This window comes from Streptomyces sp. NPDC029014, from assembly GCF_055564695.1.
On sequence record NZ_JBVHVT010000003.1, the window covers coordinates 113,081 to 137,348 of the forward strand.

The 24,268-nt window shown below is 74.7% G+C and carries 23 protein-coding genes; 14 read left to right on the forward strand and 9 right to left on the reverse strand.

The genetic code is table 11. The features are described 5' to 3' along the window. Positions 1 to 33: 33 nt before the first annotated feature. The 3 genes from ACZ4VL_RS03005 (at position 34) to ACZ4VL_RS03015 (ending at position 3,404) form a co-directional block, all read left to right on the forward strand. Complete coding sequence (locus ACZ4VL_RS03005) at positions 34 to 1,728, forward strand: ABC-F family ATP-binding cassette domain-containing protein (RefSeq protein WP_468195019.1); 1,695 nt, start codon at positions 34 to 36, stop codon at positions 1,726 to 1,728. Positions 1,729 to 1,857: 129 nt separating this feature from the next. Further along, positions 1,858 to 2,865 carry an AraC-like ligand-binding domain-containing protein gene (locus ACZ4VL_RS03010; protein WP_468195022.1) on the forward strand — a complete coding sequence of 336 codons (1,008 nt, stop codon included), beginning with the start codon at positions 1,858 to 1,860 and terminating at the stop codon, positions 2,863 to 2,865. A 77-nt stretch (positions 2,866 to 2,942) separates the two neighbouring features. Further along, positions 2,943 to 3,404: an RICIN domain-containing protein gene (locus tag ACZ4VL_RS03015; RefSeq protein ID WP_468195024.1), complete on the forward strand. Its 462-nt coding sequence runs from the start codon at positions 2,943 to 2,945 to the stop codon at positions 3,402 to 3,404. Positions 3,405 to 3,485: 81 nt separating this feature from the next. Here ACZ4VL_RS03015 and ACZ4VL_RS03020 read toward each other — a convergent pair whose 3' ends face one another. After that, positions 3,486 to 4,043: a pyridoxamine 5'-phosphate oxidase family protein gene (locus tag ACZ4VL_RS03020; protein ID WP_468195027.1), complete on the reverse strand. Its 558-nt coding sequence runs from the start codon at positions 4,041 to 4,043 to the stop codon at positions 3,486 to 3,488. A gap of 215 nt (positions 4,044 to 4,258) precedes the next feature. On the opposite strand from ACZ4VL_RS03020, the gene ACZ4VL_RS03025 reads away from it, so the two are divergent. From ACZ4VL_RS03025 to ACZ4VL_RS03040, 4 genes are all read left to right on the forward strand, one after another. Next, entirely contained in the window at positions 4,259 to 5,965 is a 1,707-nt protein-coding gene (locus tag ACZ4VL_RS03025; RefSeq protein WP_468195030.1) for a sensor histidine kinase, read from the forward strand. Then, a complete protein-coding gene (locus tag ACZ4VL_RS03030; protein WP_468195033.1) occupies positions 5,962 to 6,666 on the forward strand; it encodes a response regulator in 705 nt (234 codons plus the stop codon). The genes ACZ4VL_RS03025 and ACZ4VL_RS03030 overlap by 4 nt, the downstream gene beginning before the upstream one ends. A gap of 187 nt (positions 6,667 to 6,853) precedes the next feature. Then, the gene (locus ACZ4VL_RS03035) at positions 6,854 to 7,630 is read left to right on the forward strand and encodes an ABC transporter ATP-binding protein (protein ID WP_468195036.1); all 777 of its coding nucleotides are present in this window, start codon (positions 6,854 to 6,856) and stop codon (positions 7,628 to 7,630) included. A gap of 54 nt (positions 7,631 to 7,684) precedes the next feature. Beyond that, a complete protein-coding gene (locus ACZ4VL_RS03040) occupies positions 7,685 to 10,264 on the forward strand; it encodes an ABC transporter permease (protein WP_468195039.1) in 2,580 nt (859 codons plus the stop codon). A gap of 90 nt (positions 10,265 to 10,354) precedes the next feature. Here ACZ4VL_RS03040 and ACZ4VL_RS03045 read toward each other — a convergent pair whose 3' ends face one another. From ACZ4VL_RS03045 to ACZ4VL_RS03060, 4 genes are all read right to left on the reverse strand, one after another. Further along, on the reverse strand, positions 10,355 to 11,032 hold the full coding sequence (locus ACZ4VL_RS03045) for a hypothetical protein (RefSeq protein WP_468195042.1): 678 nt from the start codon (positions 11,030 to 11,032) through the stop codon (positions 10,355 to 10,357). 156 nt (positions 11,033 to 11,188) lie between these two features. Next, positions 11,189 to 13,261, reverse strand: a complete 2,073-nt coding sequence (gene ligA / locus ACZ4VL_RS03050; protein WP_468195044.1) for an NAD-dependent DNA ligase LigA — start codon at positions 13,259 to 13,261, stop codon at positions 11,189 to 11,191. Positions 13,262 to 13,520: 259 nt separating this feature from the next. Next, positions 13,521 to 14,339, reverse strand: coding sequence for an SGNH/GDSL hydrolase family protein (locus ACZ4VL_RS03055; protein WP_468195047.1), 819 nt, complete (start codon positions 14,337 to 14,339; stop codon positions 13,521 to 13,523). Then, positions 14,336 to 15,040: a hypothetical protein gene (locus ACZ4VL_RS03060; RefSeq protein WP_468195050.1), complete on the reverse strand. Its 705-nt coding sequence runs from the start codon at positions 15,038 to 15,040 to the stop codon at positions 14,336 to 14,338. Before ACZ4VL_RS03060 ends, ACZ4VL_RS03055 begins: the two co-directional genes overlap by 4 nt. Positions 15,041 to 15,108: 68 nt before the next feature. Here ACZ4VL_RS03060 and ACZ4VL_RS03065 point away from each other — a divergent pair, with 68 nt between their 5' ends. Beyond that, on the forward strand, positions 15,109 to 15,729 hold the full coding sequence (locus ACZ4VL_RS03065) for a MarR family winged helix-turn-helix transcriptional regulator (protein WP_468195052.1): 621 nt from the start codon (positions 15,109 to 15,111) through the stop codon (positions 15,727 to 15,729). On the opposite strand, the gene ACZ4VL_RS03070 is transcribed toward ACZ4VL_RS03065, so the two are convergent. Beyond that, positions 15,672 to 15,884, reverse strand: coding sequence for a hypothetical protein (locus tag ACZ4VL_RS03070; RefSeq protein ID WP_468195054.1), 213 nt, complete (start codon positions 15,882 to 15,884; stop codon positions 15,672 to 15,674). The genes ACZ4VL_RS03065 and ACZ4VL_RS03070 overlap by 58 nt on opposite strands. A gap of 594 nt (positions 15,885 to 16,478) precedes the next feature. On the opposite strand from ACZ4VL_RS03070, the gene ACZ4VL_RS03075 reads away from it, so the two are divergent. Next, positions 16,479 to 16,970, forward strand: a complete 492-nt coding sequence (locus tag ACZ4VL_RS03075; RefSeq protein ID WP_468195055.1) for a MarR family winged helix-turn-helix transcriptional regulator — start codon at positions 16,479 to 16,481, stop codon at positions 16,968 to 16,970. A gap of 176 nt (positions 16,971 to 17,146) precedes the next feature. Continuing rightward, a complete protein-coding gene (locus ACZ4VL_RS03080; RefSeq protein WP_468195057.1) occupies positions 17,147 to 17,572 on the forward strand; it encodes a hypothetical protein in 426 nt (141 codons plus the stop codon). Positions 17,573 to 17,784: 212 nt separating this feature from the next. On the opposite strand, the gene ACZ4VL_RS03085 is transcribed toward ACZ4VL_RS03080, so the two are convergent. After that, positions 17,785 to 17,895 (reverse strand): hypothetical protein, encoded by a 111-nt coding sequence (locus ACZ4VL_RS03085; protein ID WP_468195059.1) that lies wholly within the window; start codon positions 17,893 to 17,895, stop codon positions 17,785 to 17,787. Between the two features lie 609 nt (positions 17,896 to 18,504). Beyond that, a complete protein-coding gene (locus ACZ4VL_RS03090) occupies positions 18,505 to 19,137 on the reverse strand; it encodes a carbohydrate-binding module family 20 domain-containing protein (RefSeq protein ID WP_468195062.1) in 633 nt (210 codons plus the stop codon). 222 nt (positions 19,138 to 19,359) lie between these two features. On the opposite strand from ACZ4VL_RS03090, the gene ACZ4VL_RS03095 reads away from it, so the two are divergent. The 4 genes from ACZ4VL_RS03095 to ACZ4VL_RS03110 all read left to right on the forward strand — a co-directional run bounded on the left by ACZ4VL_RS03095 (position 19,360) and on the right by ACZ4VL_RS03110 (position 23,883). Then, positions 19,360 to 20,061, forward strand: a complete 702-nt coding sequence (locus tag ACZ4VL_RS03095; RefSeq protein WP_468195065.1) for a lipoprotein — start codon at positions 19,360 to 19,362, stop codon at positions 20,059 to 20,061. A 13-nt stretch (positions 20,062 to 20,074) separates the two neighbouring features. Then, complete coding sequence (locus ACZ4VL_RS03100; protein WP_468195068.1) at positions 20,075 to 20,788, forward strand: ABC transporter ATP-binding protein; 714 nt, start codon at positions 20,075 to 20,077, stop codon at positions 20,786 to 20,788. Further along, positions 20,785 to 22,524: a DUF6297 family protein gene (locus tag ACZ4VL_RS03105; protein WP_468195071.1), complete on the forward strand. Its 1,740-nt coding sequence runs from the start codon at positions 20,785 to 20,787 to the stop codon at positions 22,522 to 22,524. The genes ACZ4VL_RS03100 and ACZ4VL_RS03105 overlap by 4 nt, the downstream gene beginning before the upstream one ends. A 126-nt stretch (positions 22,525 to 22,650) precedes the next feature. Then, positions 22,651 to 23,883, forward strand: coding sequence for an FAD-dependent oxidoreductase (locus tag ACZ4VL_RS03110; RefSeq protein WP_468195073.1), 1,233 nt, complete (start codon positions 22,651 to 22,653; stop codon positions 23,881 to 23,883). 13 nt (positions 23,884 to 23,896) lie between these two features. On the opposite strand, the gene ACZ4VL_RS03115 is transcribed toward ACZ4VL_RS03110, so the two are convergent. Then, a complete protein-coding gene (locus ACZ4VL_RS03115; protein ID WP_468195076.1) occupies positions 23,897 to 24,259 on the reverse strand; it encodes a hypothetical protein in 363 nt (120 codons plus the stop codon). Positions 24,260 to 24,268 lie beyond the last annotated feature (9 nt).

Consider the following 24,268-nt stretch of genomic DNA (forward strand, 5'->3'; position numbering starts at 1 on the left):
GGCCGGCCGCCCACCCCGTCAGGGAAGAAGAACATGCGCGCACGCGCCCATCGTGCCTCGGCCCCCGCGGGGCCCCCGACCGTTCCCGCCGAACGGTCCCAGCTCGCCGTCCGTGACCTCTCCAAGGCCTTCGGGCCCCGCAGCGTCCTCGACCGGGTCTCGTTCACCGTCCGCCCCGGCGAGCGGGTCGCCGTCGTCGGCGAGAACGGATCCGGCAAGTCCACGCTGATCCGCCTCCTCGTCGGCCTCGACACCCCCGACGAGGGGCGGATCACGCTCCACGCCCCCGGCGGGGTCGCGCACCTCGCCCAGACCGCCGCCCTGCCGTCCACGGCCACCGTCCGCGACGCCATCGACGCCGACCTCGCCGAGCTGCGCGCCCTCGAACGCGAGCTGCGCCGTACCGAGCAGACCCTCGCCGACGCCCCCACCGGCGAACTCACCCGCTACGGCGAACTCCTGGAGACCTTCGCCGCACGCGGCGGCTACGAGGCCGATGCGCGGGTCGCCGCCGCCCTCGACGGCCTCGGCATCGGCGGCATCGACCGGGACCGGCCCCTCGGCACCCTCTCCGGCGGCGAACGCTCCCGGCTGGCCCTCGCCGGCACGCTCTGCGCCGGCGCCGAACTCCTCCTCCTGGACGAGCCGACGAACCACCTCGACGTCGGCGCCGTCACCTGGCTGCACCGGCGGCTCACCACCCACCGGGGCACGGTCGTGGTCGTCACCCACGACCGCGCCTTCCTGCAGGAGTACGCCACGACGGTCCTGGAGGTCGACGCGGACACCCGCACCGTACGCCGCTACGGCGACGGCTGGGACGGCTACCGGGCCGCACGCGAGACCGAACGGCGCCGGCTCGCCCAGGAGCACCACGCATGGCAGGAGGAGGCGGCCCGCGCCGAAGCCCTCGTCGACGCGGCCGGCACCTGTCTGGCGGGCACCGGCAAGGACCCCCGCCAGGGCTTCGGCAAGCACCGGCGGTCCTCGGAGGCCAAACTGTCCGGCCGCGTCCGCGCCGCCCGCGCCCGCCTGGAGCACCTCCGCGCCCACCCGGTGCCCCCGCCGCCGGCCCCCCTCCGCTTCACCGCCCCCCTCCGCGCCCTCACGCACGGGGCACAGGACCCGGGTGAAGGCTGCCCCCCACCCGTCGTCGAAGTCGACGGGGCGGTGGTCGGCAGCCGGCTCCGGCTGCCGTCGCTGGAGGTCCCGCCCGGTGGCCGCCTGCTGGTCACGGGCTCCAACGGAGCCGGCAAGACCACCCTCCTGCGCCTCCTCGCCGGCGTCGGCCGGGCCGACGCCGGCCACGTCCGGGTCCGCGCCCGCGTCGGCTACCTCCCGCAGGAGCCGGCCCCCCTGCCCGCCGGCCCCGGCACCACCCTCCTCTGCGCGTACGCGTCCGACCGCCCCGGCCCGCCGGACACGTACGCGGAAGAACTCCTGGCCATGGGCCTGTTCCGGCCGGAGGACCTGCTGATCCCGGCCGCCGGCCTGTCGGCGGGCCAACGCCGCCGGATAGAGCTCGCCCGACTGGTGTCCCGACCCACCGACCTCCTCGTCCTGGACGAGCCGACCAACCACATCGCCCCCGCCCTCATCGACGAGTTCCAGGAGGCCCTGACCCACTACCCCGGCGCGGTCGTCCTCGTCACCCACGACCGCGCCCTGGCGGCCGCCTTCCCGGCCCCCCGCCTCCACCTCACCTCAGGCCGCCCGACGGCCCCCTGACCGGCGACCACCCGGCGCCGTGAGGCCGCGCGCTCGCCCGGCGCCACGTCGGCTCGAAACCATGCGTCGGCGGGGGCTGCCCCGCTGCATGCTGGTACTGGTGGGCCGATCGGAGCCGGGGGGCGCGGGATGTGGTCAGTGGTGTCGTCGCGCGGGGTGCCCGCGCGGGACCGGTTCGACTGGTACGCCGACATCATCAACCGCGAGGTGATGCCCGCCGCGCTCAACAGCGAGCAGCCCGAGGCCTTCCAGGGCGAGGCCGCCGTGGTCGACCTGGGGGAGCTGCGCGTGGCGCGGTTCGCCCTGTCGCCGCTGCGGTCGCGGCGGACGCCGGCGCTGATCCGGCGCGGCGACCCGGAGCAGTACCAGTTGGCGCTCATGAGGCGCGGTGCCACCTCGCTGTCCCAACAGCGCAACGAGTGCACCGTCCGCGCCGGGGACTTCGTGCTCTGGGACACCTCGCGCTCCTCCGACAACGTGATGTCGGCCGAGGGCGGTCAGGTGCAGGCGACGATCGTCATGCTTCCCCGCGCCGCCCTGCCGGTGCGCACCGCCCGCCTCGACCGGCTGCTGGCCCGCCGCATACCGGGCGACCGCGCCGTCGCCGCCATCCTGGCCTCCTTCCTGACCGCGCTCGAACACCACGGCGCCGCCTGCACACCCCAGGAGCTGCGCAGGCTCGGCACGGTCGCCGCCGACCTCACGGCGGCCTGCCTCGCCCAGCACCTGGACTCCGAGCAGCAGCTCCCGGCCGAGGTCCGCGCACGGGCTCTCCTGCGGCGGATCCACGCCTTCATCGATCACAACCTCGGCGACCCGGAGCTGAGCCCCCCGGTCATCGCCGCCCGCCACAACATCTCCGTACGCACCTTGCACCAGCTCTTCCGCGGTCAGGACGAGAGCGTCCACGGCCGGATCCGCCGGCGCCGGCTGGAGCGGTGCCGCGCCGACCTCGCCCGCCCCGATCTGGGCGGCCACCCCGTGCAGTCCATCGCTGCGCGGTGGGGCTTCAGCGGCCCGGTGGTGTTCAGCCGCTCCTTCCGCGAGGCGTACGGAATCAGCCCTTCGGAGTTCCGTGCGCTGAGCGTTCAGAAAGCCCGCGCCGAGAGTGCAGGGCGCGGATCGATTCCTTCCTAGATTCGAAGGCGTCCGATCACCTGCGCGGCCCCGCGCAGGTGACAGGACCGGCGATCCACACAACGGGAGGAACCACCATGTCCGCTTCGCTGAAGTCGATCGGCAGGACCCTCGCCATGGTCGGTGCGGCCACCGGCCTCGCGCTGGCCGTGGCCACACCGGCCAGCGCCAACAGCACCGTTCACTGGACTCACGAGGTGTCCCGCCTGTGCCTGGGCTGGAACCTGGACAACAACGACGCCAAGATGTGGGGCTGCAACTCCTACGGAACGGCCTGGTACGAGTACGACAACGGCGACGGCACGTGGCTGATGAAGCGCAACGACGACCGCGGCTACTGCCTCACGGCCTACTGGGACAACGACGTCTACATGGAGCCGTGCACGGGCAACGACTACCAGCGCTGGACCGAGATCCAGACCTCGGCCGGCTGGAAGCTGAAGCACAAGGCGACCGAGCGTTTCCTGGACGCCAACGACAGCGGTAGCAGCATCTACCTCCACAAGGAGAACGACGGCCGCAACCAGCTCTGGCACTGACCTCTGACCGCGCCCGCCTCGCGGGGGCTGCCCGGACGGCAGCCTCCGCCAGGCGGGACCGGTCGCCTCGGTGGCCGAAGGTCAGAACGTCCACCGCGTGTGGCTGTACACACCGCCGTCGCGGCCGAAGCCGTAGGCGGTGGTCGGGGCCACCGCGAACACCATCGCCTTCCCCTGCCGGAACGCGTCCCCGATCCCGTGGAAGGTGCCCTCGGGCGAGGTGATGTGCGGCCCGTACTTCGCCTCGTACGCGGTGATCACCTCTTCCAGCACCGCCGGATCGGCGATCGGGTGCGCCTTGCCCTCGACCACCAGGTCGAGTCCTTCGGTGAGCGAGTTCCCGCCGGTCGTCAGCGCGCAGTGCCCGTCATGGGCGAGGTTCTTCGCCTTCTGCTCGCTCGGGCCGGTGGAGAAGTACAGCACGCCGCCGTGCCAGGCGGCGATCACCGGTGTGACGTGCAGTCTGCCGTCCGGGCGGACCGTGGACACCCAGAAGATCTCGGCCGTCTCCAGCTGCCGCTGGGCCTCGGCCCACTCGGTGGGGGTGACGTCCTCCGCCCCGGGTCGGGGGTTGAGCGCGGAGCTGTAGCGGGCGTCGAGCTCGGTCGTGGGCTGCTGTGCGGATGTGTGAGGGGGCATGGGGTTCTCCTTCCTGTCCTCCCCGTAACGACCGGCGGCCCGGACCGGGATCACCGGCGCACCCGTTCGTGGATCCCGTTCGCGCCGTTCATTCGTTTTGTGCTGTATGTCGGTCTCGTGTGGGTGGCCGGCCGTGCGTCTCTGTCTTTCGGTAGAGGGCGGATCCGCCGTGAGGCGCACGCCGTGGCGGCCCCGCGGTATCGATACTGGTCAGCGTGTCGTGCACCCGTTCCGTCCCTGCGTACAGTCGGCTCGTCCGAGGCCGTTCGCCCGCGCTGGCGGAGACCGCCGGGGTGGTGCTCGCCGGGCTGGGCGTGTGGGTGGCGGTCGCGAGCCTGGGGCTGCTGCCCAGCCCGTACCCGCCGCTGCCGGCGCTCGCGGTGGGCGCGGTGCTGTTCCCGCTGCGCCGCCGCTTTCCCGCGGCCGTGCTCCTCGCCCTCGCCGCGCTGACGGGGCTGGCGTTCTGCGTCGGGCCGGTCACGGCGGCGACCGCGTACTCGGTCGCCCGGCGCACGGTCGCGGCACGGCGGCGCGCCCGGCTGCTGGCCGCGGCGGCCGCCCTGGTCGTGGTGGCCGCGGCGGTGGCCGCGCCCTGGCTCGGGCCGGGGCGGGTGCCGTACGGGCTGGCGCTCGGCCTCATCCTCACCCCGACGGCCGTGATCGTCCCCGGCCTGGTCGGCACCACGTACGGCCAGCAGCGCCGCCTCGTACGGGCGCTGCGCGAGCGCGGGGACGCGGCCGAACGGGCCCGGCGGTTCGCCGACAGCGAGGCCCGCATCCACGAGCGCTCCCGGATCGCCGCCGAGATGCACGATCTGGTCGGACACCGGCTCAGCCTGATCTCGCTGCACGCCGGCGGGCTGGAGCTGGCCCTGGAACGGGCCGACCCCGAACTGCGCGAGGAGGCCGTCCTCGTGCGCCGGACCACCCGGGACGCCATGCGGGAGCTTCGTCAGGCCCTCGGGGTGCTCGGGCCGCTGGGCCGCGACACCGGGCCCGACGCCCTCACCGACGCCACCGGCACCCGCGCCGACATCGAGGCCCTGGTGGCGGAGTCCCGGGACGGGGGGATCGCCGTACGCCTCGACTGGATCGGGCCGGACCTCGACGCCCGGCCGGCACGGGTGCGCAGGGCGGTGCACCGGCTGGTACGGGAGTCCCTGACCAACGTGCACCGCTACGCCGGCGCGGCCCACGTCACCGTGACGGTGGTGCACGGCGACGGGACGGTCCGCGTCACCGTCCACAACGGCGCCCCGCCCGCACCCCCCGCCTCCGCCGGGGACGTGGGCACCGGCCGCGGACTCACGGGGCTCCGGGAGCGGGTCGAGCTGCTGGGCGGGACGTTCGACGCCGGCCCGCTGCCGACCGGCGGCTTCCGGGTGGACGCGGCCGTACCGGCCGAGCCCGGCGACGCGCCCGTACCCCGGCGGCCCGGCGCCCCGCCCAGGGAGGCGGGCGGGGCCCCCGGCCCGGACGGCCCGGACATCCGGGGCACCGACTCCGCTTCCGTATCCGTATCCGGCTCCGGCGGCGGGGTCGCCCAGTGGGTGACGCTCGCCCTCGGGCTGGGGGCGTTGAGCGTGCTGATGGCCCTCGGGACGGCCTTCGTGTACGGAACGGCGCCGCGGAAGGAGTTCGCCGGGCCGCGCCCCCTGCCCCGCATCGGCATGACGTACGGCGAGGTGGCCGGGCTGGGCGTCCTCGACAACGCGGCGGTCCGGGCCGCGGCCACCGGCCACGAACCGCCGCGCCCCGACGGCGCCGTCGGCTGCATCTACCCGTTCACCGGCGGCACCGAGTCCCGCCCCGGCAGCCTGCGGATCGCCCGCCACTGCTTCGACGCCGCACAGCGGCTCATCGCCATCGACCGTTTCACCGTCCCGTCGGTCCGGGACGCCGCACCCTGGGAGACCCCGTGACCGAGCCCGCCCCGCCCTTCCGGTCCGACCGATCCGGCCGACCCGTCCGCGTCCTGCTCGCCGACGACGAGACGATGATCCGGCACGGCGTACGCCTGATCCTGCGGTACGCCGAGGGCATCGAGGTCGTCGCCGAGGCCCGGGACGGCCGGCAGGCCGTCGAACTGGCCGCGGCCCACCACCCGGAGGTGGTGCTGCTGGACATCCGCATGCCCGTCTGCGACGGGCTGACCGCGATCGAGCCGCTGCTCGCCCTCGACCCGGCGCCGCGCGTGGTCATGCTGACCACCTTCGGCGACGACGACAACGTCGTACGGGCGCTGCGCGCCGGCGCCGCCGGATTCCTGCTGAAGGACGAGGGCCCGCAGGAGCTGATCAGCGCGGTCCGTGCGGCGGCCGCCGGGGACGCCGTGCTGTCGCCGGGCGTGACCGGGGCGGTGATCTCCCGCATGCTGCGCGCCGGAGGCCCGGACGGCCCCGGCGCCGCCGCCGCGGACGAGCGGATCGCTCGGCTCACCGGCCGGGAGCGGGAGGTGCTCGCCATGCTCGGCGAGGGGCTGTCGAACCAGGACATCGCCGCACGGCTCGGCATCGGGACCGGCACGGTGAAGACCCATGTGGGCGCCATCCTCGACAAGACCGGTTCGACGAGCCGGGTGCAGGCCGCGCTGCTGGCCCACCGGACCGGCCTGGCGACCTGACGGCGCCGGCCGGCGTCGGTGTCCGCCTCTGCCGGAAGGAAGAGGAGGACCGCCTACCGCTGTCCTTTCGGCAGAGGTCAACTCCCGCCTCCAGGTCGATGTTCGTGCAGCTCAGGGCCGTGACGATGGATGCATCCCCGGCCCGCGGAACTCCTTGCGGGCCGTCGCACGCCGAGGCGGAGTACCCATGTCACAGACGTTCCCTTCCCCCAGCACGCCCCGTACGGAGCCGGCAGCCCGCGCGTCCGGCCTGACCAAGACGTACGGGAAGGGCGAGACGGCGGTCACCGCCCTGGACGGCGTCAGCGTCGACTTCGCGCGGGGCAGGTTCACCGCCGTCATGGGCCCCTCCGGCTCCGGCAAGTCCACGCTGATGCACTGCATGGCCGGCCTGGACCCGGTCAGCGCGGGATCGGCCCGGATCGGCGGTGTCGAGCTGTCCGCCCTGAACGACCGGCAGCTCACCCGGCTGCGGCGGGAGAAGGTCGGCTTCGTCTTCCAGGGCTTCAACCTCCTGCCCGCCCTCACCGCGCTCGAGAACATCACCCTGCCCCTGCGACTGGCCGGCCGGCAGCCCGACCCCGCATGGCTCGACACCGTCGTCGCCACCGTCGGCCTCGCGGGCCGCCTCGCCCACCGGCCCACCCAGCTCTCCGGCGGCCAGCAGCAGCGCGTGGCCGTGGCCCGCGCCCTGGTCTCCCGCCCGGAGATCGTGTTCGCCGACGAGCCGACCGGCAACCTCGACTCCCGCTCCGGCGCCGAAGTCCTCGGCTTCCTGCGCGACTCCGTCCGGGAACTGGGCCGGACCGTGGTGATGGTCACCCATGACCCCGTGGCCGCCTCCTACGCCGACCGCGTGGTGTTCCTCGCCGACGGCCGCCTCGTGGACGAGCTGCACGAGCCGACCTCCGGAGCCGTCCTGGACCGAATGCTCGCCTTCGAAGCCCGGGGCCGCGCCGACTGACCTCCTCTTCCCCCTCATCCCTCTCCTCCATCCCGCATCCGTCGAAAGCCCACCATGCTGCGAACAGCCCTGCGCAACGTCCTCGCGCACAAGGCCCGCCTGACCATGACCGTCCTCGCGGTCTGCCTCGGGGTCGCGTTCATCTCCGGCTCGCTCGTCTTCGCCGACTCCACCGCCGCCGCCTACCGTGCCTCCCTCTCGAAGGACTACGCCGGCATCGCGGTCACCGTGGACCCGAAGTACCCCCCGGGCACCCCCGCGGCCGAGCGCACCACCGTCCTCGACGACGCGCTCGTGGCCCGCCTGGCCGCCGTACCCGGAGTCACCGCGGCCCGCCCGACGGTCGACGGCTCGGTCACCCTCGCCGCCAAGGACGGCTCCCCGATGCGCGCCGACGACGCCATGGGCAAACTGGCCGCCGCCTACCTCCCCGGCGCCGACGGCACGGACGGCCGCCACCCGCTGACGGCCGGCCGCGCCCCCCGCACCGACGGCGAGGTGGCCCTGGACCGCGGCACCGCGGCCGCCGGCCGGTACGCCCTGGGCGACACCGTCACCCTGGCCACCGACGGGCCCGTCCTGCGGATGCGGCTGGTCGGCATCGTCTCCACCGACGACACCCGGGTCACCTCCGGCGGCACCCTCGCCGTGTTCGACAAGGCCACCGCCCAGCGGCTGTTCGCCACCCCCGGCCGCTACACCGGGATCGACCTGTCCGCAGCGCCCGGCACCGACCCGTACGACCTCGCCCAGCGCGTCGGCGCGCTGCTGCCGGCCGACCGGGCCGAGGCGACCACCGCGACCGCCAAGGCCGGCCAGCAGCAGGTCTTCGTCGACACCAAGACCCGCAGCTACTCCCGGCTGCCCATGGTCTTCGCCGCGGTCTCGCTCTTCATCGGCTCGTTCCTCATCATCAACACCTTCACCATGCTCATCACCCGGCGCTCTCGGGAGATCGCGCTGCTCCGGGCGATCGGCGCCACCCGCCGCCAGGTCGTCGGCTCCGTGCTCGCCGAGGCCGCCCTCGTCGGGCTCGGCGCCTCCGTCCTCGGATTCGTCCTCGGGCTCGGTGTCGCCACAGCCCTGCCCGGCCTGCTCGGCACCCCGGACGACCTGCTGCCCCAGGGCCCGCTCGTCATCGGCGCGGTCCCGGTGCTGGCCTCCCTCACCGTCGGCGTCGGCGTCACGGTCCTCGCCGCATGGCTGCCGTCCCGCCGCGCGGCCGGGATCGCGCCCGTCGAGGCGATGCGCACCGCCGAACAGCCCCCGTCCGCGGCGCTGTCCCGGTTCCGGGGCGCGGCCGGCGCGGCCGTCCTCCTCACCGGCGCCGGCCTGCTGCTCTCGTTGGGCGACGCCAAGGACGCCTCGGACGCGAACCTGCGGACCGCCATGCTCGGCTGCGGCGTCCTCGTGACCGGCCTGATCCTGCTCGCCCCGCTGCTCGCGGGACCCGTCGTCCGCCTTCTCGGCCGGCTCACCGCCGGCCTCGGCGTCGCGGGCGACCTCGCGAAGGACAACGCCCTGCGGGACCCGCGCCGCACGGCCGCCACCGCCGCCGCTCTGATGATCAGCACCGCGCTGGTCTCCGGACTGGCCGTCATCGACCACTCCTCCAGCCGGGCCCTGGACTCCCAGGCAGCCGCCGGCCTGAGCGCCGACTACGTCATCAGCACCCGCAACACCACCACCGCCGTCGACCCGGCCGCCCTGCAGCGCCTCGCCGCGGTCCCCGGCGTCGCGACCGTCTCGGCCGTCGCGGACTCCACCCTCTCCACCGGTGCGCTCGCGCGACAGGTCTCCGGCGTCGACCCGAAGACCGTGGAGGAGGTGATGAAGCTGCGCTTCAGCAGCGGCTCGGCCACGGACATCGGGCCCGGCCGGATCGCCGTCTCCAGCAGCTTCGCCCGCGAGAACCGGATCAGCACCGGCGGCCGGATCAACGCGAGCATCGGCCCCGGCACGGGAGACGGCGACCGCGACCGCCCGTACACCGTCGTCGGCGTCTACCAGGACAACCCGACCGCCCAGGACGTCCTCGCCTGGCGCAGCGACGTCCAGCAGAACAGCCACCTGCGCGACTCCGTCCAGCGCGTCCTCGTCCGCACCGGGGACGGCGCCGCCCCCGCCCCCGCCGACCTGGAGAAGCAGCTGCGCGGCGCCGTCGACCGCAGCCCCCTGCTGAAGGTGCAGAGCCGCGCCCAGCTCGTCCGCGAGCAGGCCGGGGTCGCCGGCGACCTGATCAGCATGGTCTACGGGCTACTCGCCATCGGTGTGGTCATCTCCGCCCTCGGCATGGTCAACACGCTCGCCATGTCGGTCGCCGAACGCACCCGGGAGATCGGCGTCCTGCGCGCCCTCGGCATGGACCGCGCCGGCATCCGCCGCATGATCCGCCTCGAATCCCTCGCGGTCGCCGCGTACGGCACCCTGCTGGGCCTGGCCGGCGGCCTGTTCGGGGCGTGGAAGGTCAGCGGCCTGGCCAACGGAGCCATCCCGCAGTACGCCTTCGCGCTCCCCTGGGGCACGCTCGCCCTCGTCGTCGGCCTCTCCCTCGCGGTCGGCGCGGCCGCGGCCGCGCTCCCCGCCCGCCGGGCCGCCGCCCTCGGCCCCCTGCAAGCGGTCGCCCACGCCTGACGCCCCGCGCGCCCGCGCAGCATCCGTATCCGTATCCGACGACACCGCCCCCGGGGAGTGCTCCCCGGGGGCGGTGTCGTCGGTTGCGGCTCAGCCGCCGACGCGGCTCCGGAACGCCTCCGCCGTCATCACCTTCTCGGGCACCGGCAGGGTGATGGCCTGCCGCGCGCCGAAGGAGTCGTAGACGGTGCTGCTGGTGCGGCCGTCACGGGTCGCCTCCAGCAGCAGCAGCCGACGCGTGTCGTTCTCGACGAAGTACAGGTCCTCGGCCTTCCCCGCGGCGACCCGCACGGCCGACGCCCGCCTGCCGTCGATGCTCCGGTCCTCGTCCGCCGCGCGCCGGCCGGTCCCCGCGATCGAGAAGTACGAGGCGCAGCCCCGCTCCGTCCTGCTGGTCACGTAGACGGCACGCAGTGCGGCGGGCACCGTGATCTGCTGCCGTCCGCGCTGGTTCAGCGCGGCCGCGAACAGGTCGGCGCTCGTGTACGTGGTCCCGTCCTTGCAGTACACGTCGCCGGACACGCCGCCCGTGACCTCCATGTGGAGGCCCTGGGCCGGGTCCCACCAGGTTTCCTGCCGGCCGCCGGGGAAGGCGGTCGTGGTGCCGGTGGAGTGGAACGGTTCCTCCTCCAACTGCCGGTTCGCGTCACCGATGAGCGCGGCGGCGGCCGGGTCGGGCTTCGACCCGCCGTCACCGCAGCCCGTCGACGCCGAGGCGAGCAGGGCCACGAGGACGAGCGCACGGACAGTGGCTGCTCTACGGTGCACGGCTGGTCGTTCCCCCTCGGTCGCCCGGTCGGTCGATCTTCCGATTCAAACAGGTCGACCGCTGATGATCCATCAAGAATTCGTATGGATGGGGATGTCGGGGGAGGGACGGCCCGGACCGGCCCGGACCGGCCAGGACCGGCCCGGTCCGGGTGGTCAGGTCAGGTGGTCGGCGACCAGGTCGGCGAAGGCCTCCGGGGTGAGGACCTCCACGCCCAGCTCCGCGGCTTTGACCGCCTTCGAGCTCGGCTTGCCGCTCGCGGACGGCGCCGCGACCAGGATGGACGTCTTGGAGTTGACGCTGCTGCCCGCGCGCCCGCCGGCCTTCTCGATCAGTGCGTTCATCTCGGACCGGCCGAGCCCGTCCAGGGGTCCGGCCATCTTGCCGGTGACCACGACGACCTTGCCGTCCAGCGGTCCCGGACCCTCGCCGTGCGCCGACGCCGTCGGCTCCTGCGGCTCGGTCGTGTTGACCCCTGCCGCGATCAGCTTCTCGATGACCGGGGCCAGCGCCGCGACCTGCTCGACGACGACCGGGGCCTTCTCCGGGCCGATCCCCTCCACGTCCTGCATGGCGGCCGCGTCGGCCTGCCGGATCGCGTCCATGGTGCCGAAGTGGCGGGCTATGCGACGGGACATGCTGCGCCCGGTGCCGAGCACGCCCAGCGCGCAGAAGACACGGCTCAGGGGGCGGGACCTGGCGGTCTCGATCTGCTCGGCGAGCTTCGCGCCCCGCTTGGCACTGCCGGACGCGGCGGTGAGCTGGTCGACGGTCAGGGTGAAGAGGTCGGCGACGTCGGTGACGGCGCCGCTCTCGATCAGGGACGCCACGTACGTCCTGCCGAGGCCGTCGATGTCGAGCATCTCGCGTCCGGCGGCGTACTCGATCAGCGCGGGCAGCGCGCACGAGGTCCCCTTCGCGCAACGCCACCGCTCCTGGGCCTTGTTGATCTCGCCGCCGCAGCGGGGGCAGGAGTCGGGCAGCGGCACCTCCACCGCCCCCGCCGGACGCAGCCGGACCACGGCCGCCTGGACGCGCGGGATGATGTCGCCGGCCTTGTACACGGTCACGGTGTCGCCGAGGTGGAGGTCGCGGCGGCGGATGTCGGCGGGGTTGTGCAGGGTGGCGCGGGTGACGGTGGAGCCGTCGATCTCGACCGGGGCGAGGATCGCGGTCGGAGCGAGCACCCCGGTCCGGCCGACCTCCCACACCACGTCCTGCAGTACCGTCTGCCGCTCGACCGCGGGCAGCTTGACCGCGATCGCCCAGTACGGGAACCGCGTGCCGAAACCGGCCGCCTGCTGCTCGGCGGTGTCGTCGAGCTTGACGACCACGCCGTCGATGCCGACGGGCAGCTCCGCGCGCATGCCGGCGATCGCGTCGACCCGCTGCTGCGCCTCGGCGAGGTCGGCGACGACGCGGAGCCCGGCGGGGGAGTCCGCGGTCGTCCGCACCCCGGCCGCGGCGACGGCGGCCAGGGCCTCGGCGTGCGTGCACCCGGCGGGCAGGAACGATTCGCCGTCCAGCTCCACCACACCGTACGCCCAGAACGTCATGCGGAGCCGGTACGGGCGGTCCTTCGCCCGCAGCGTGCCCGCCGCACCGTTGCGCGGGTTCGCGAAGACCTGCGCCCCGTGGGCCGTGCGGACCTCGTTCGCCGTCTCGAACTGCTCCTGGGTGAAGGCCACCTCCCCGCGGACCTCCACGGTCGCCGCCCCGGCCAGCCGCTCCGGGAGACCGTCGATCTGGCCGATGACGTGGCTGACGTCCTCGCCGTGGCTGCCGTCGCCGCGGGTGATGATCTGGACGAGGCGGCCCGCGCGGTACCGGGCGGCCACGGCCGCGCCGTCGATCTTCGGCTCGACGGTGAACCCGCCCTCCGGTGCGCGGCCCAGCCGGCGCTGGACGGAAGCCCCCCAGGCCACCAGGCCCTCGGCGTCGAAGACGTTGTCCAGGCTCAGCAGCCGGGTGGTGTGCGCGACGTCGCCGGCCGGAGCCGCGCCGTCGGCGACCAGGCCGGTCGGGGAGTCCGTGGAGACCTCGGTCGGGTTCTCCCCCTCCCAGGCGAGGACGGCCAGCCGCAGCCGGTCGTACGAGGCGTCGTCCAGAGCGCTGTCGCCGTCCCCGTAGTACGCCTGCGAGGCCTCGCGCAGGCGCTGGAGCGCGGCCTCGTACTCGGTGCGGTCGGACATGCGGAACTGCGCCTCAACGGCGGTGGAAATCGTCATGGGGAGATCCTCTCGCGAGGGTCTGACAACGGCCCCCGGCCGGCCCGGCGCGCGCGGCGAAGCGGTCTGACCAGCGACGCGCCGACGCGGTCGGGCTCGCGCCCGAGCAGTCCGCGTGCGCGCCGCGCGCCTTCGCGACGGGTGGGGCCCGGCGGAGGCGGGCGGGCACGGTTCCCCCTGCTGCCGTGGGAGCACACCGCCCGGGCCCGGTTCGCCCTACCGGAGAGGCGGCTCGGTCCCGGTCCCGGCCTGTCGGCGGTCACCTCACGGCTGTCAGCGTGTCGAGCAGGGCGGCCGTGACGGCTCGTTGGCCGGCGGGGGTGAGGTGGACGCCGTCGGCGTCGAGGTGGCCGCGGGCCGCGGGCCGGGTGTCGACCACGGGCTCCGGCCGGGCGAGGAGGTCTTCGGCGAGGGCGTCGAGGTCCTCGCCGGACCAGCTGAGGCCGGCCCGCCGGAAGTGCACGTACTGCGCCACCCCTTCCTCGTCCACCCCGGTCGGGGTGAGCCAGACCCAGCGGGCTCCGGTCCGCCGGACCGCGAGGTCGCGCAGCGCCGTCAGGTTGCGGCGGGTCTCCGACGCGGTGACGAGCGGGACCCCGTCGAGCCGCTGGACGTCGTTCCCGCCCAGCATGCACAGCACCCAGTCCGGCTTCCCGAACCCCAGCATCGGCAGGCCGGCCAGGGCCTGGGTGGTCGTGCTGCCGGACACGGCGAGGTTGGTGCACCGGACGTCGTCGGGCAGCAGGTGCCGCAGGATCTCGAACCAGGACAGCCGGTCGGCGGTCGTGCTCTCCCCGACGGCGACCACGTGCTGCCCCGGCCGGAACGGCAACCGGTCCGCCGGGCGGATGGCCCCGCCCGGGCCGGCCGCCGCCCCGGCCCCGGACGCCGTGGCCGCGAGCTCGGCGGCGGCCTTGCGGTTCCGCTCCTCGAAGCCGCTGAGCCGCGTGCGGTAGTCGGCCGGGTCGAGCCCGAAGAGGGCCGCGAGCGTGCCGTCGTCAGGAGGGGCCCCCAGATGACGGAGGGTCTTCTCCGGTTGGTGGAAGCGCAGCCGGCGCTCCGTCTCGTCGGCGGTCACGATCGTCCCTCCGTACGGGTGCGGTGGCGGGGCAGCAGGAACCCGGCGGCGATCAGCCAGCCGAGTCCGGTGAAGCGGGCCAGCGGGAGCAGCAGGGCCGCGCCCTCGAACAGCAGGGTGAGCGTGGCCAGTTCGGCGACCGCGGCGATGGCCAGGCCGGCGATGGCCAGCCCGCGGGGCAGGAGCCGCGCGAGCAGGCCGGGCACGGCGATGCCGGCGACGAGCAGCCCGAGCAGGACGACGTGGCCCGGGCCGCCGAAGCCGAAGGCCAGGTAGTGCAGGGCCCGCACCGGTTCGGGCCGGTCGGCCACGGCGGGCTGGGACAGCACCCAGGTCACCAGGCCGGAGCAGGCCAGGAACGCCGAGGCGAGGATCCCGCCGGCGAGGGCGATGGTCGCGCCGGGCGCGCGGACGCCGAGCTTGTGCAGCCGCGCCGACACGGTTGCGGCGTAGATGGCGAGCGGCACCGATGCGGCGAACTGCAGGGCGCCCGACACGCGGGTCGCGTCGGTGTGGTCGCGGAAGTACGTGGTGATGTCGTCGGTGGCGCCGAACGGCGAGGGGAAGGGCTGCCCGTCGGCCAGCACGGTGCTGAGGGCGAGTCCTGCGAGGAAGAGGGCGGTGACGACGACGGCGAGGACGCCCGGGGGCGGTCCGGCCTGGGCGTCACGAGGACGGGTACGCGTCTGGGTCGCTTGCACGGAGAATCAGTTCCTTCGAATGAATCGTTCACCAAGCTGAATCATTGCGCATGGCTTACGATAAACCCGTGAGCAGCGCCCGGCAACCAGAGCAGCCAGAGCAGGTGGAACGGCCAGAACAGGCGGAGGGCTCGGAGGGGCCGGGCCCGCGGCCCGCTTCCGACGACCGCCACGCCTCCGGCCCCGACCAGGGCCCGGGGCCGCGCGGGGCGGCTTTCCTGCTCGCCCAGATCGGCGCCCACGCGGCCGGGCGTTTCGCGGAGCGCATCGGTCATCTCGGCCTCACCCCGGCCGACGTCGGCCTGCTGCGCATGATCGCCGGGCAGCCGGGGCGCAGCCAGCGGGCCCTCGCGGAGGACCTGGGCGTCGTGCCGAGCCGGGTCGTGGCCCTCATCGACGGCCTGGAGGGCAAGGGCCTCGTCGAGCGGCGGCGCAGCCCCGAGGACCGCCGCAACCACGAACTGCACCTCGGCCCGGAAGGCCGACGCGCCCTCGGCTCCGTCTCCCGCGCGGCCGCCGCCCACGAGGACGCCCTGCTCGCCGGCCTCGACCCCGAGCAGCGGTCACAGTTGCACGCGCTCCTGGAACTCGTCGCCACCCAGCAGGAGTTGACCCCGGGCGTGCACCCGGGCTACCGGACGCTCCCCACCCCGTCCCGGGCCCGGTCGGGCACACGCCGCTCGGGCTGACCCGGCTGCGTCAGGAAGGGCCAGGCGACGTCGGCGACGTGGTCGTCCGCCTGCGCAGTGGCCCAGTGGGGGTAGTAGACCTCCCGGGCGGAGCCGGCGGAGCGCAGCCCGCGCGCGGTGGGCCGGTCGGCGAGCGCGTGATGGGCGGCGAGCATGGCCGGGTGGCCGCCGTCGCCCTTGGTGACCCGTACGTAGGCCTCGCGGTGGGCCGGCTCCAGCCGTACGCCGATCCGCCCGGCCGGCGCGAGGGTGGCGCGGGTCGGGGCGCAGACCTCGACCGGCCCGTCGGCGTCGTGGTCGACGAGCCGCGAAGACCGGCCCGGACAGGTCGGCTCCCGTCTCCCGGAGACGGGCGAACGGCAACTCCGGGGCCTCGGTGAGGAACCGGGGGAGGCCTTCGGCGGTGACGTGTTGCTGCACGCCGATGACGCGCTGCTCCGGCACGTCCCGCTCGGCGATCGCGCACAGGACTTCCGGCCCGGGAGCGGCCCCTTCGGTGAGGAGGCGGCGCGCGCGGGCGGCCATCGCGCGCCGGGCGCAGTGGGCGGCTTCCTCGGCCCGCCAGTGGGCGTCGAGCAACCGGACCGCCTCCTCGCCGGGGGCGTCGAGGACCGCGGCGACGTCGGCCAGGGACAGGCCCGTGGTGCATGCGACGACCATGCCCCTTGCCCCTGGGGGAGGTGCAGGGCCGAGGCGGGGCGGGGAGGCCGGCCGCGGGGCGGACCCGACCGGGAAGTAGCGTCGTGATCATGAACCCTTCGACCCATGCGATGACGGACCAGGCACCGGCGGACCCGGCAGCCGCCGATGACGTGCTCGCCTCCCAGCCCATCGGCTACTGGAGCGGCCTGGTGCACACGGCCGTCACGCGACACCTCCGTGACGCCATGGCCAGGATCGACGTCACGCAGCCGCAGTACTGGGTACTGAACGGCGTGAACGGCGCAGCCGCGCCACCCGCCCGCGAGGACGTCATCACCCAGCTGACGCCCCTCGCCGACGGGCCGCACGAGATCTCTCGCGTCATCGACCAGCTGCTCCATCGCGGATGGCTCCGCACCGACGACGCACGGGGCCTGTGCCTCACGGGCGCCGGCGAGGCCGCGCGAGCGCGGCTGCGCACGCTGGTGACCGAGATACGGGCGGTGGTCCACGAGGGCATCAGCGACGAGGAGTACGTCGCCGCCCTCAAGGTGCTCCGCAGAATGGCGGCCAACGCGAACGGCGCCGGGACTTCCTGATCCGACCCCGGCGGCGCGCGGATATTTACCAGGGCCGACTGATGGAGTCAAGCCACGTGTTCCAGTGGCGTGACGCTCCTCCGCTCACAGGGTTTATTTGAAGTACGCCCTCACCGGGAACTCCGGAAAGGAGGGCGAATCACAAAAACCCCTTCTATATCGAGTGGAGAATCATCATGTTCGAGCGTTCTTGGACCCGTCGTATCGTTCTGGCCGGCGCCTCCGCGGCCCTGCTCGGCGGCGGCATCGCACTGCCCGCCACCGCCATGGCCGCCCCGGTCACCGCCCCACAGCACGCCGTTTCCCTCCTCCCGAACGACAGCGCCGACGGCATCGGCACCAGCGGTGATGCGGACGCCAGCAACACGACGGTCGGCGGCGAGGCCAGCACCGGTGCCGCCAACTCCGGTGTGAACAACTGTGACGGCGGCTGCGACATCCACACCGGCAACGCCCAGAGCGGCAACGCGAGCGCCGACGCGATCAACCAGGGCGACTCGACCGCGGTGACCGGCGACGCCACGGGCACGGGCGGCACGGTGACGAAGCAGCTGATCAAGAAGGAGCTGAAGGAACAGCTGAAGGCGAAGCTCGGCAAGTGAGGCACCCGGCCCCCGGCCGCCCCGCCCTCACCCCCCAGCCCCCGGGACACCGTCCCGGGGGCTGCTCGACGTCGCGGGCGCCGAATTCCGAATTCCATGCCTACCGGAAAACGCGTCGGTGTTTCACCGGGAACGCCCGGGCGCCGGAATTCCGCACACGGCAGGGGAGGCCGCTTTCCGTGAAATGTCCCGCAGGACCGGCCGCCGGGTGTTCACCTCCGGTGCCGCAGGACGTGGTCGATGACGGCCCCGGCCTGCTCCGGGTGGCCCTCCAGCCACGTGTCGAGGTGTTCCCGCACGGCCTCTGCGACGCAGGCGCGCACGACCGCGTCGCCCAGTGCCCTGTGGGTGGCGCCGACGAAAGCGGGACATCGCGGGAGCCGTGCAAGCGGAGGGCGACCTCCGTCGTCCCGCCATGCGCGGCTCTCCTGTGCGAAGCCGATGACCTCCGGGTGCACCGGTGCACCGGTGCATTCGCGTCCGCGGCGAGGAAGGCGGCGAAGTCCCGCGCCCCGCCGGGGAAGCGGAACCGGGCCGAGTCCGGTCCTCCCGGAGGGCGCTCGTCGGTCAGTGTGAGGTCAAGGCCCCGGTTCAGGAAGGCCAGTTCCCTGAAGCGCTCCGCCAGTACGGCGAACGAGCACTCCGTCGTCGCGAAGACGTCGGCGTCGGGCAGGAAGGTGAGCGTGGTGCCGGTTCCGGTCGTCCGCCCCGCGGGCGTCGGCGGGGTGAGGGCGACGCCGCGCGCGTACGTCTGGACCCGGCGGACGCCCGCACGTCGCACCTCGGCCGTGCCCGGCGGTCGCGGTCGCGAACCGCGGCCGGTGCGGCACCCGGGCCCGCCCGGGCCGCGTACGGCCGTGTTCTCGGCGGGCCCGGGGTCCGCGATTCGGGAACTCGCGCCCGGCTGCTGCACTGCGTGCAGGTAGGGCGTCTCAGCAGTGGTTGACGGCCACGGGACGGTTCTCGTACGGGCCGTAGCCGGCGAACGTGGCGGTCGCGGCGGCAGCCACCTGGCGGCAGGTCGAGATGCTGCCGTCCCGGTAGATCACCTGGAGGCCGTAGGTGCTGCCGCAGCCGTTGAAGACGGGGGTGTAGCGCCAGGTCTCGGACCAGGTGATGCACGTGGGCGCGATCCCGGAGGCCGGTATGCCGGCGGTGACGCGGAAGGTGTCCCGAGTGGTGACGGGGGCGCCTCCGGCCCGGGGCTGCATGAAGCGGTTCGCGCCGTCCTCCCAGGTGACCGTCCCGTCGGCCTTCTTCACCAGGTACTTGTACTCGACGGGCGCGTCGGTCGGCGCGACGGCCTCGGCGTCCCACTGCGGGTAGCCGTGGGCGTCGAGCGGTACGGCGCGTGCCGGATCCCACGAGCCCAGCGCCGGAACGCTGCCGACCGCGAAGACCTGGTCGCCCCACTGGGTGGTGGCCGTGACCTGGAACCGGATCGGTGCACTCGACCGGGTGTCCGCGTCCGCCGCGGTGGCGGACGGCGCGGCGGCCCAGGACAGGAGCGCGGCGGCCAGTGCCGCCGCGGTGACGCCTACGCGACTGCTGTGCGGTCTCTGCACGGGAAATGGTCCCTTCGTGGGAGGAGAGGAGGGGTGGATCGGGAACGGGCGCAGCCTATCGATCTCTGCAAGTTCTTGCAGCAACTTGCAGAAAATCTGCGGGGGTTGTCGAGTGCCGCCCGAGCGGCCGTGGCGGGAAAGATGCAGGTCCGGGCGCGTCGCCTGTTACGTTGACGGCTCTTTTTGTTGTTCACGGGTTTTCGGGCGGGGGAGTACGGGGCGATGCGGCGCGGGTTGGTGCGGGCGGCCATGGGGGTCGTCGGGGCGGGGATCCTGGTGGTGGGGGCGACGGCCTGCGGGACGTCGACGACGGGCGGGACCTCGGACGGAGGGGAAGCGCCGCCCGCGAAGGGCGCCGCCACCGCCGCCCCGCCGAGCCCCGCCGCGAGCCCGGGTGGCGGCACCGGCGTCAAGGCCGCCGGATCCGTCGGCGGCGCAGGGACCCCGTGCCGGCTGCCCGTCACGTTCGACCTCGCCAAGGACTGGAAGCCGAAGGCCGTCACGCACGCCGAGGACGACCAGTTCGCTTCGCTGTTCAAGCAGGGCGGGACGACCCTGGCCTGCGAGATCGACGCCAAGCCCGCCGGGAACCTCGGCTTCCTGCGCGTCTGGGTCGCCGACGCACCCGCCGCGCCCGGCGACGCCCGCACGGTGCTGGAGGCGTTCATGGCCGGCGAGAAGACCAAGGGCGCGCCCGCCTACACCGAACTGCGGGCCGGTACGGGCGGCGCCGCGCTGCCGGCGGTCGAGGCCGCCTACGAGACGGCTCCCCTCGACGAGGCCAAGAAGGAGAGGGCCTTCGCCGTCGTCACCCCGGGCGGTGCGGCCGTCGTCGTCCACCTGGGCGGGTTCGACAGCGGCGAGCACGACGCGATGCTGCCCGCCTACCGGTTGGCCCAGCAGTCCCTCGGGCCGGGCGAGTAGGACGGCCGCGCCCATGGGAACCACCTCCCGCAACGCCGCCCTGCTGTACGCGCAGGACGTCCACGTCGCGTACGACGACGAGCCCGTGCTCGACGGCGTCGGCCTGGCGCTGGAGCCCGGCGGCTGCCTGGCGCTCGCCGGCGCCAACGGGTCCGGCAAGTCCACCCTGTTGCGCGTCTGCGTGGGCCGCCAGCAGCCCGACCGGGGCGAGGTCCGCTTCGCCGGGACCGCGCCGCGCGAGGCCGACACCGCCTTCCGCCGGGACGTCGGGCTGCTCCTCGACGGCGCCACGTGCTTCCCCGACCTCACTGTCGCCGAGCACGTACGCATGGTCGCCACCGCACACGGCCTGGGCTCCGGGGCGGACGCGGCCGCCGAACGCGTCCTGTCCGACCTCGGCCTGGAACACCGCCGCGACGCCTTCCCCGACGCGCTGTCGGCAGGGCAGGGCCAACTGCTGCTGCTCGCCTCGGTACTGGTCCGTCCGGCCCGCCTGATCGTCCTGGACGAGCCCGAGCAGCGCCTCGACGTCACCGCCCGGCGCAGGCTGGCCGATGCGCTGTGCGCGGCGAAGGCTGGCGGTACGGCGGTGCTGTTGGCCTCGCACGACCGCGCCACCGTCGAGGCGGTCGCCGACCGCGTGCTGCTCCTGGACCGGGGACGGCAGGCCGCCTCGGGAACCCCTGCCGAGGTCACCGGCCCGGCGGCGGGCTCGCCGTGGCGGTGACCACGCAGAGCACTGCCAGCGCGGGCGCGGAGCGGGACGACACGGCTCCGGCCCCGGCCCCGGTCGCGGCCCCGGTCGCGACCGAGGCCGCGGCGGCTCAGGCCGTCGCAGCCGCCCACCGGGCCCGCCGCGGACGCGGGGCCGGCCGGCCCCGCTTCGACGACGTGTGGACCCGGGTCTGTGCGGCCGTCTCCGCGCTCGTGGTGATCGCCGGCCTGGTCCGGGCGGCGCCGGGCATCGGCCTAGGGCTCGGCTGGTCCGGCGGCCCGGCCGCCCGCGCCGTGGTCGTCGGCACCGCCCTGCTGCTGTTCGCCGGCCAACTCGCCCTCTGCGTACGGCTGGGCCCGGTCCTGCTGGGCCCGGCCGAGATCACCTGGCTCCTGCCCCTGCCCGGGGACCGGGGCCGGCTGCTGCGCCCCCGGCTGCGGCAGGCCCTGGCCGTCGCCTGTGGCACCGCGCTGCCCGTCGGCGCCCTCGCTGCCGCGCTCGCCCTCGCCGTGCAGGGCGAGCCGCAGCCCGCAGCCGCCCCCGTGGCCGTCGCCGCCCACCTGGCGCTGGCCTGCCTCGCCGTGGGCCTGGGCGCCCTCGTCGAGGCCCGGCCGGTCCTGGCGGGCCCGGCCCGGCTGTTCGGCGGCTGTCTGGCGGCGGCCGGGGCGACCGTACTCGCCTGCGGGGCGGCGGTGCCCGCCGTGACCGAGTTCGCGGCCTGGTCCGGCCCCTGGGGCTGGGCCGGCGCGGCCACCGCCACGGCCGCCGCACACGGCCCGCCGGTCGCCTGGGCGGCGCAGCTGGTCTGCCTGGTGCTCTGCACGGCCGGCGTCCTGCGCGCCGCGTTCCGGGCCGTCGTGGACATCCCCACGGACGCACTCATCGCCCGCGCCCGCACCAGCAGTCAGGTCACCCGGGGCGCGACACTGCTGGACCTGCGCGCACTGACCCTCGTCCTCCGGTCGACGGACGGGCGCCGCCGGCCGGCGGCCGGCCCCCGCCTCCGCTCCCGCCTCCGTCTCCCCCTGCCCCGCGCCCCGTGGGCGGTCCCGCTCTGGCGGGACGCCGTCGTCCTGCTGCGCCATCCGGGCCGGCTGCTCCTGGCCGGCGCGGCGCTGGCGGCCGGGTACGCCCAGTTCCGCGCGGTCGCCGGCTGGCTCGCCGGTCCGGCGCACGGCAGCCCTGCCGGCCCCCTGGAGGCGGCGCTCGTGGGGCTGCTCCTCGTCCTGCCGCTCCAGCTGGCGGCGGTCGCGCTGGCGGAACCCGCCTACCAGGACACCGACCGGCCGGGCCGTGCCCTGCTGCTGCCGCAGTCGCCCACCGTCCTGGCCGTCGCCCATCTGGGCGTACCGGCCGCGTTCCTGTGGGCCGTCGGCGGCGTGGGCTGGGCGCCGGCCCTGCTGCCCGGAACGGCCGCCGGTCCCCTCGCCGCGTACGCCACGGCGCTGCTGGTCGCGGGACCCGCCCTGGTCGCCACCGCCCTCGTGGGCGCCTACCGGGGCGCGCCGCGGTACGAGCTGCTGGCGCTGTCGCTCGACTGGTTCGCGGCCGTGCCGTTCGTCCTGTGGCGGCTGGCGCCCGCGCTCGCCGCCGGGTTCGTGGCCGCGCCGTACCTGTGGCACGCGGCGTGCGACCCGTCAGCCGGCCCGGACGCCGGGGACACGCTGTGGCTGGCGGTGCGCTCCGCCGCCGTGCTCGTGTGGGCCGTCCGCAGCATCGGCCGCCGGGCCCGGGAACTCCACGGCTGACCGGTCGCACGACGGCCCCGGGGGATCGAGCCGAGCCACGCCGGAGGGAGTTGCCCTCGCCGCCGCGCCCCGTGCGGTATACGTCCTCCTCGGGCGCACCCGTCGCCCGCGAAGGGAGTGGTTGCCGTGGAGCGAACGACCTGCTGCGTGGTGGGAGGCGGGCCCGCCGGCATGGTGCTGGCCCTGCTGCTGGCCCGGGCCGGCGTCGAGGTGACGGTGCTGGAGAAGCACGGCGACTTCCTGCGGGACTTCCGCGGCGACACCGTCCACCCCTCGTCGCTCGCACTGCTGGACGACATCGGCCTCGCCGAACGGTTCGCCCGTCTCCCGCAGCGCCGCGTCAGCTCGGTACGCCTGCCCATCGGGCCGGACGGGGCCCTCGTCACCGTCGGGAACCTCGGGGCGCTGCACGGCAAGTACAACTACATCGCGATGGTGCCCCAGTGGGACCTGCTCGACCTCCTCGCCGACGAGGCCCGCCGCGAACCGTCGTTCCGGCTGCGCATGAACACCGGGGCGACGTCCTTCCTCGTCGAGCGCGGACGGGTGAACGGCGTGCGCTACCGCACCGCGGACGGCGGCACCGGCGAACTCAGGGCCACCCTCACCGTCGCCTGCGATGGCCGCGGATCGCTGGCCAGGACCCTGCCCGAACTCGGCCTGGAAGGCTTTCCCTGCCCCATGGACGCCTGGTGGTTCCGGCTGCCGCGCCGTGAGGACGACCCCACCGGGCTCGTGGGGGGCGCGGGGAACAGGTTCTTCACCGCACTCATCGACCGCGGCGAGTACTGGCAGTGCGCGGGCCTCATCCCGAAGGGCGCCGACGCCGCGCTGCGCGCCGAAGGCCTGGAGTCCTTCCGGGCCCGGTTCGCGGGGGCCGTCCCCTGGCTCGCGGACCGGGTCGACAGCCTCACCTCCTGGGAGGACGTGAAGCTGCTCGACGTGCGCCTCGACCGGCTGCGCCGCTGGCACCGGCCCGGGCTGCTGTGCATCGGGGACGCCGCCCACGCGATGTCCCCGGTCTTCGGCATCGGCATCAACCTCGCCGTGCAGGACGCGGTGGCCGCGGCCCGCTACCTCGTGGGACCGCTGCGCGAGGGCACCGTGGGCCTCCGGGACGTGCGCCGGGTCCAGCACCGCCGCTGGCCCACCACCGTGGCCACGCAGGGCATGCAGCGGCTCGCCCATGCCCAGGTCATCGAGCCGCTGCTGGCCGGCCGCCCCGCGTTCGGCGATCCGCAGCGCGTGAAGCGGCTGACGGAGCTGGTCACCGAGTCGCGCTGGCTGAACCGGGTCCCCGCCTACTTCGTCGCCTACGGTGCCCTGCGCGAGCGGCCCCCGCGGGAATCGCTGCGCTGAACGGGCCCGCGGGTCAGGAGGTGCGCTTCAGGGTCCACGTGTTGGCGTTGAAGCTGGGCACCGCCGAGTAGCGGCAGCCGGCCGAGTAGTAGCTGCTGACGATGGTCCAGCCGGAGGGCGGCCAGGTCGAGGCGCAGGCGTTGACCTGGGTGCCGACCGGGTACCCGTTCAGGTCCATGATCTGCTTCATGTTGGGGCTGAAGCCGGAGCCGCAGCCGGCGCTGTTCCACCACTGGACGTCCACCCAGCCGCTCGGCGTGAGCGCGTTGGCGCACATGTTCTGGGTGGCGCCCGGCGCCGCGCTGGCGGGGGTCGCGGCGATCGCGAGGGCGGTGAACGCCATGGTGGCGAGGGCGGCGAAACGGGTGCGGATCACGGGTCTTCC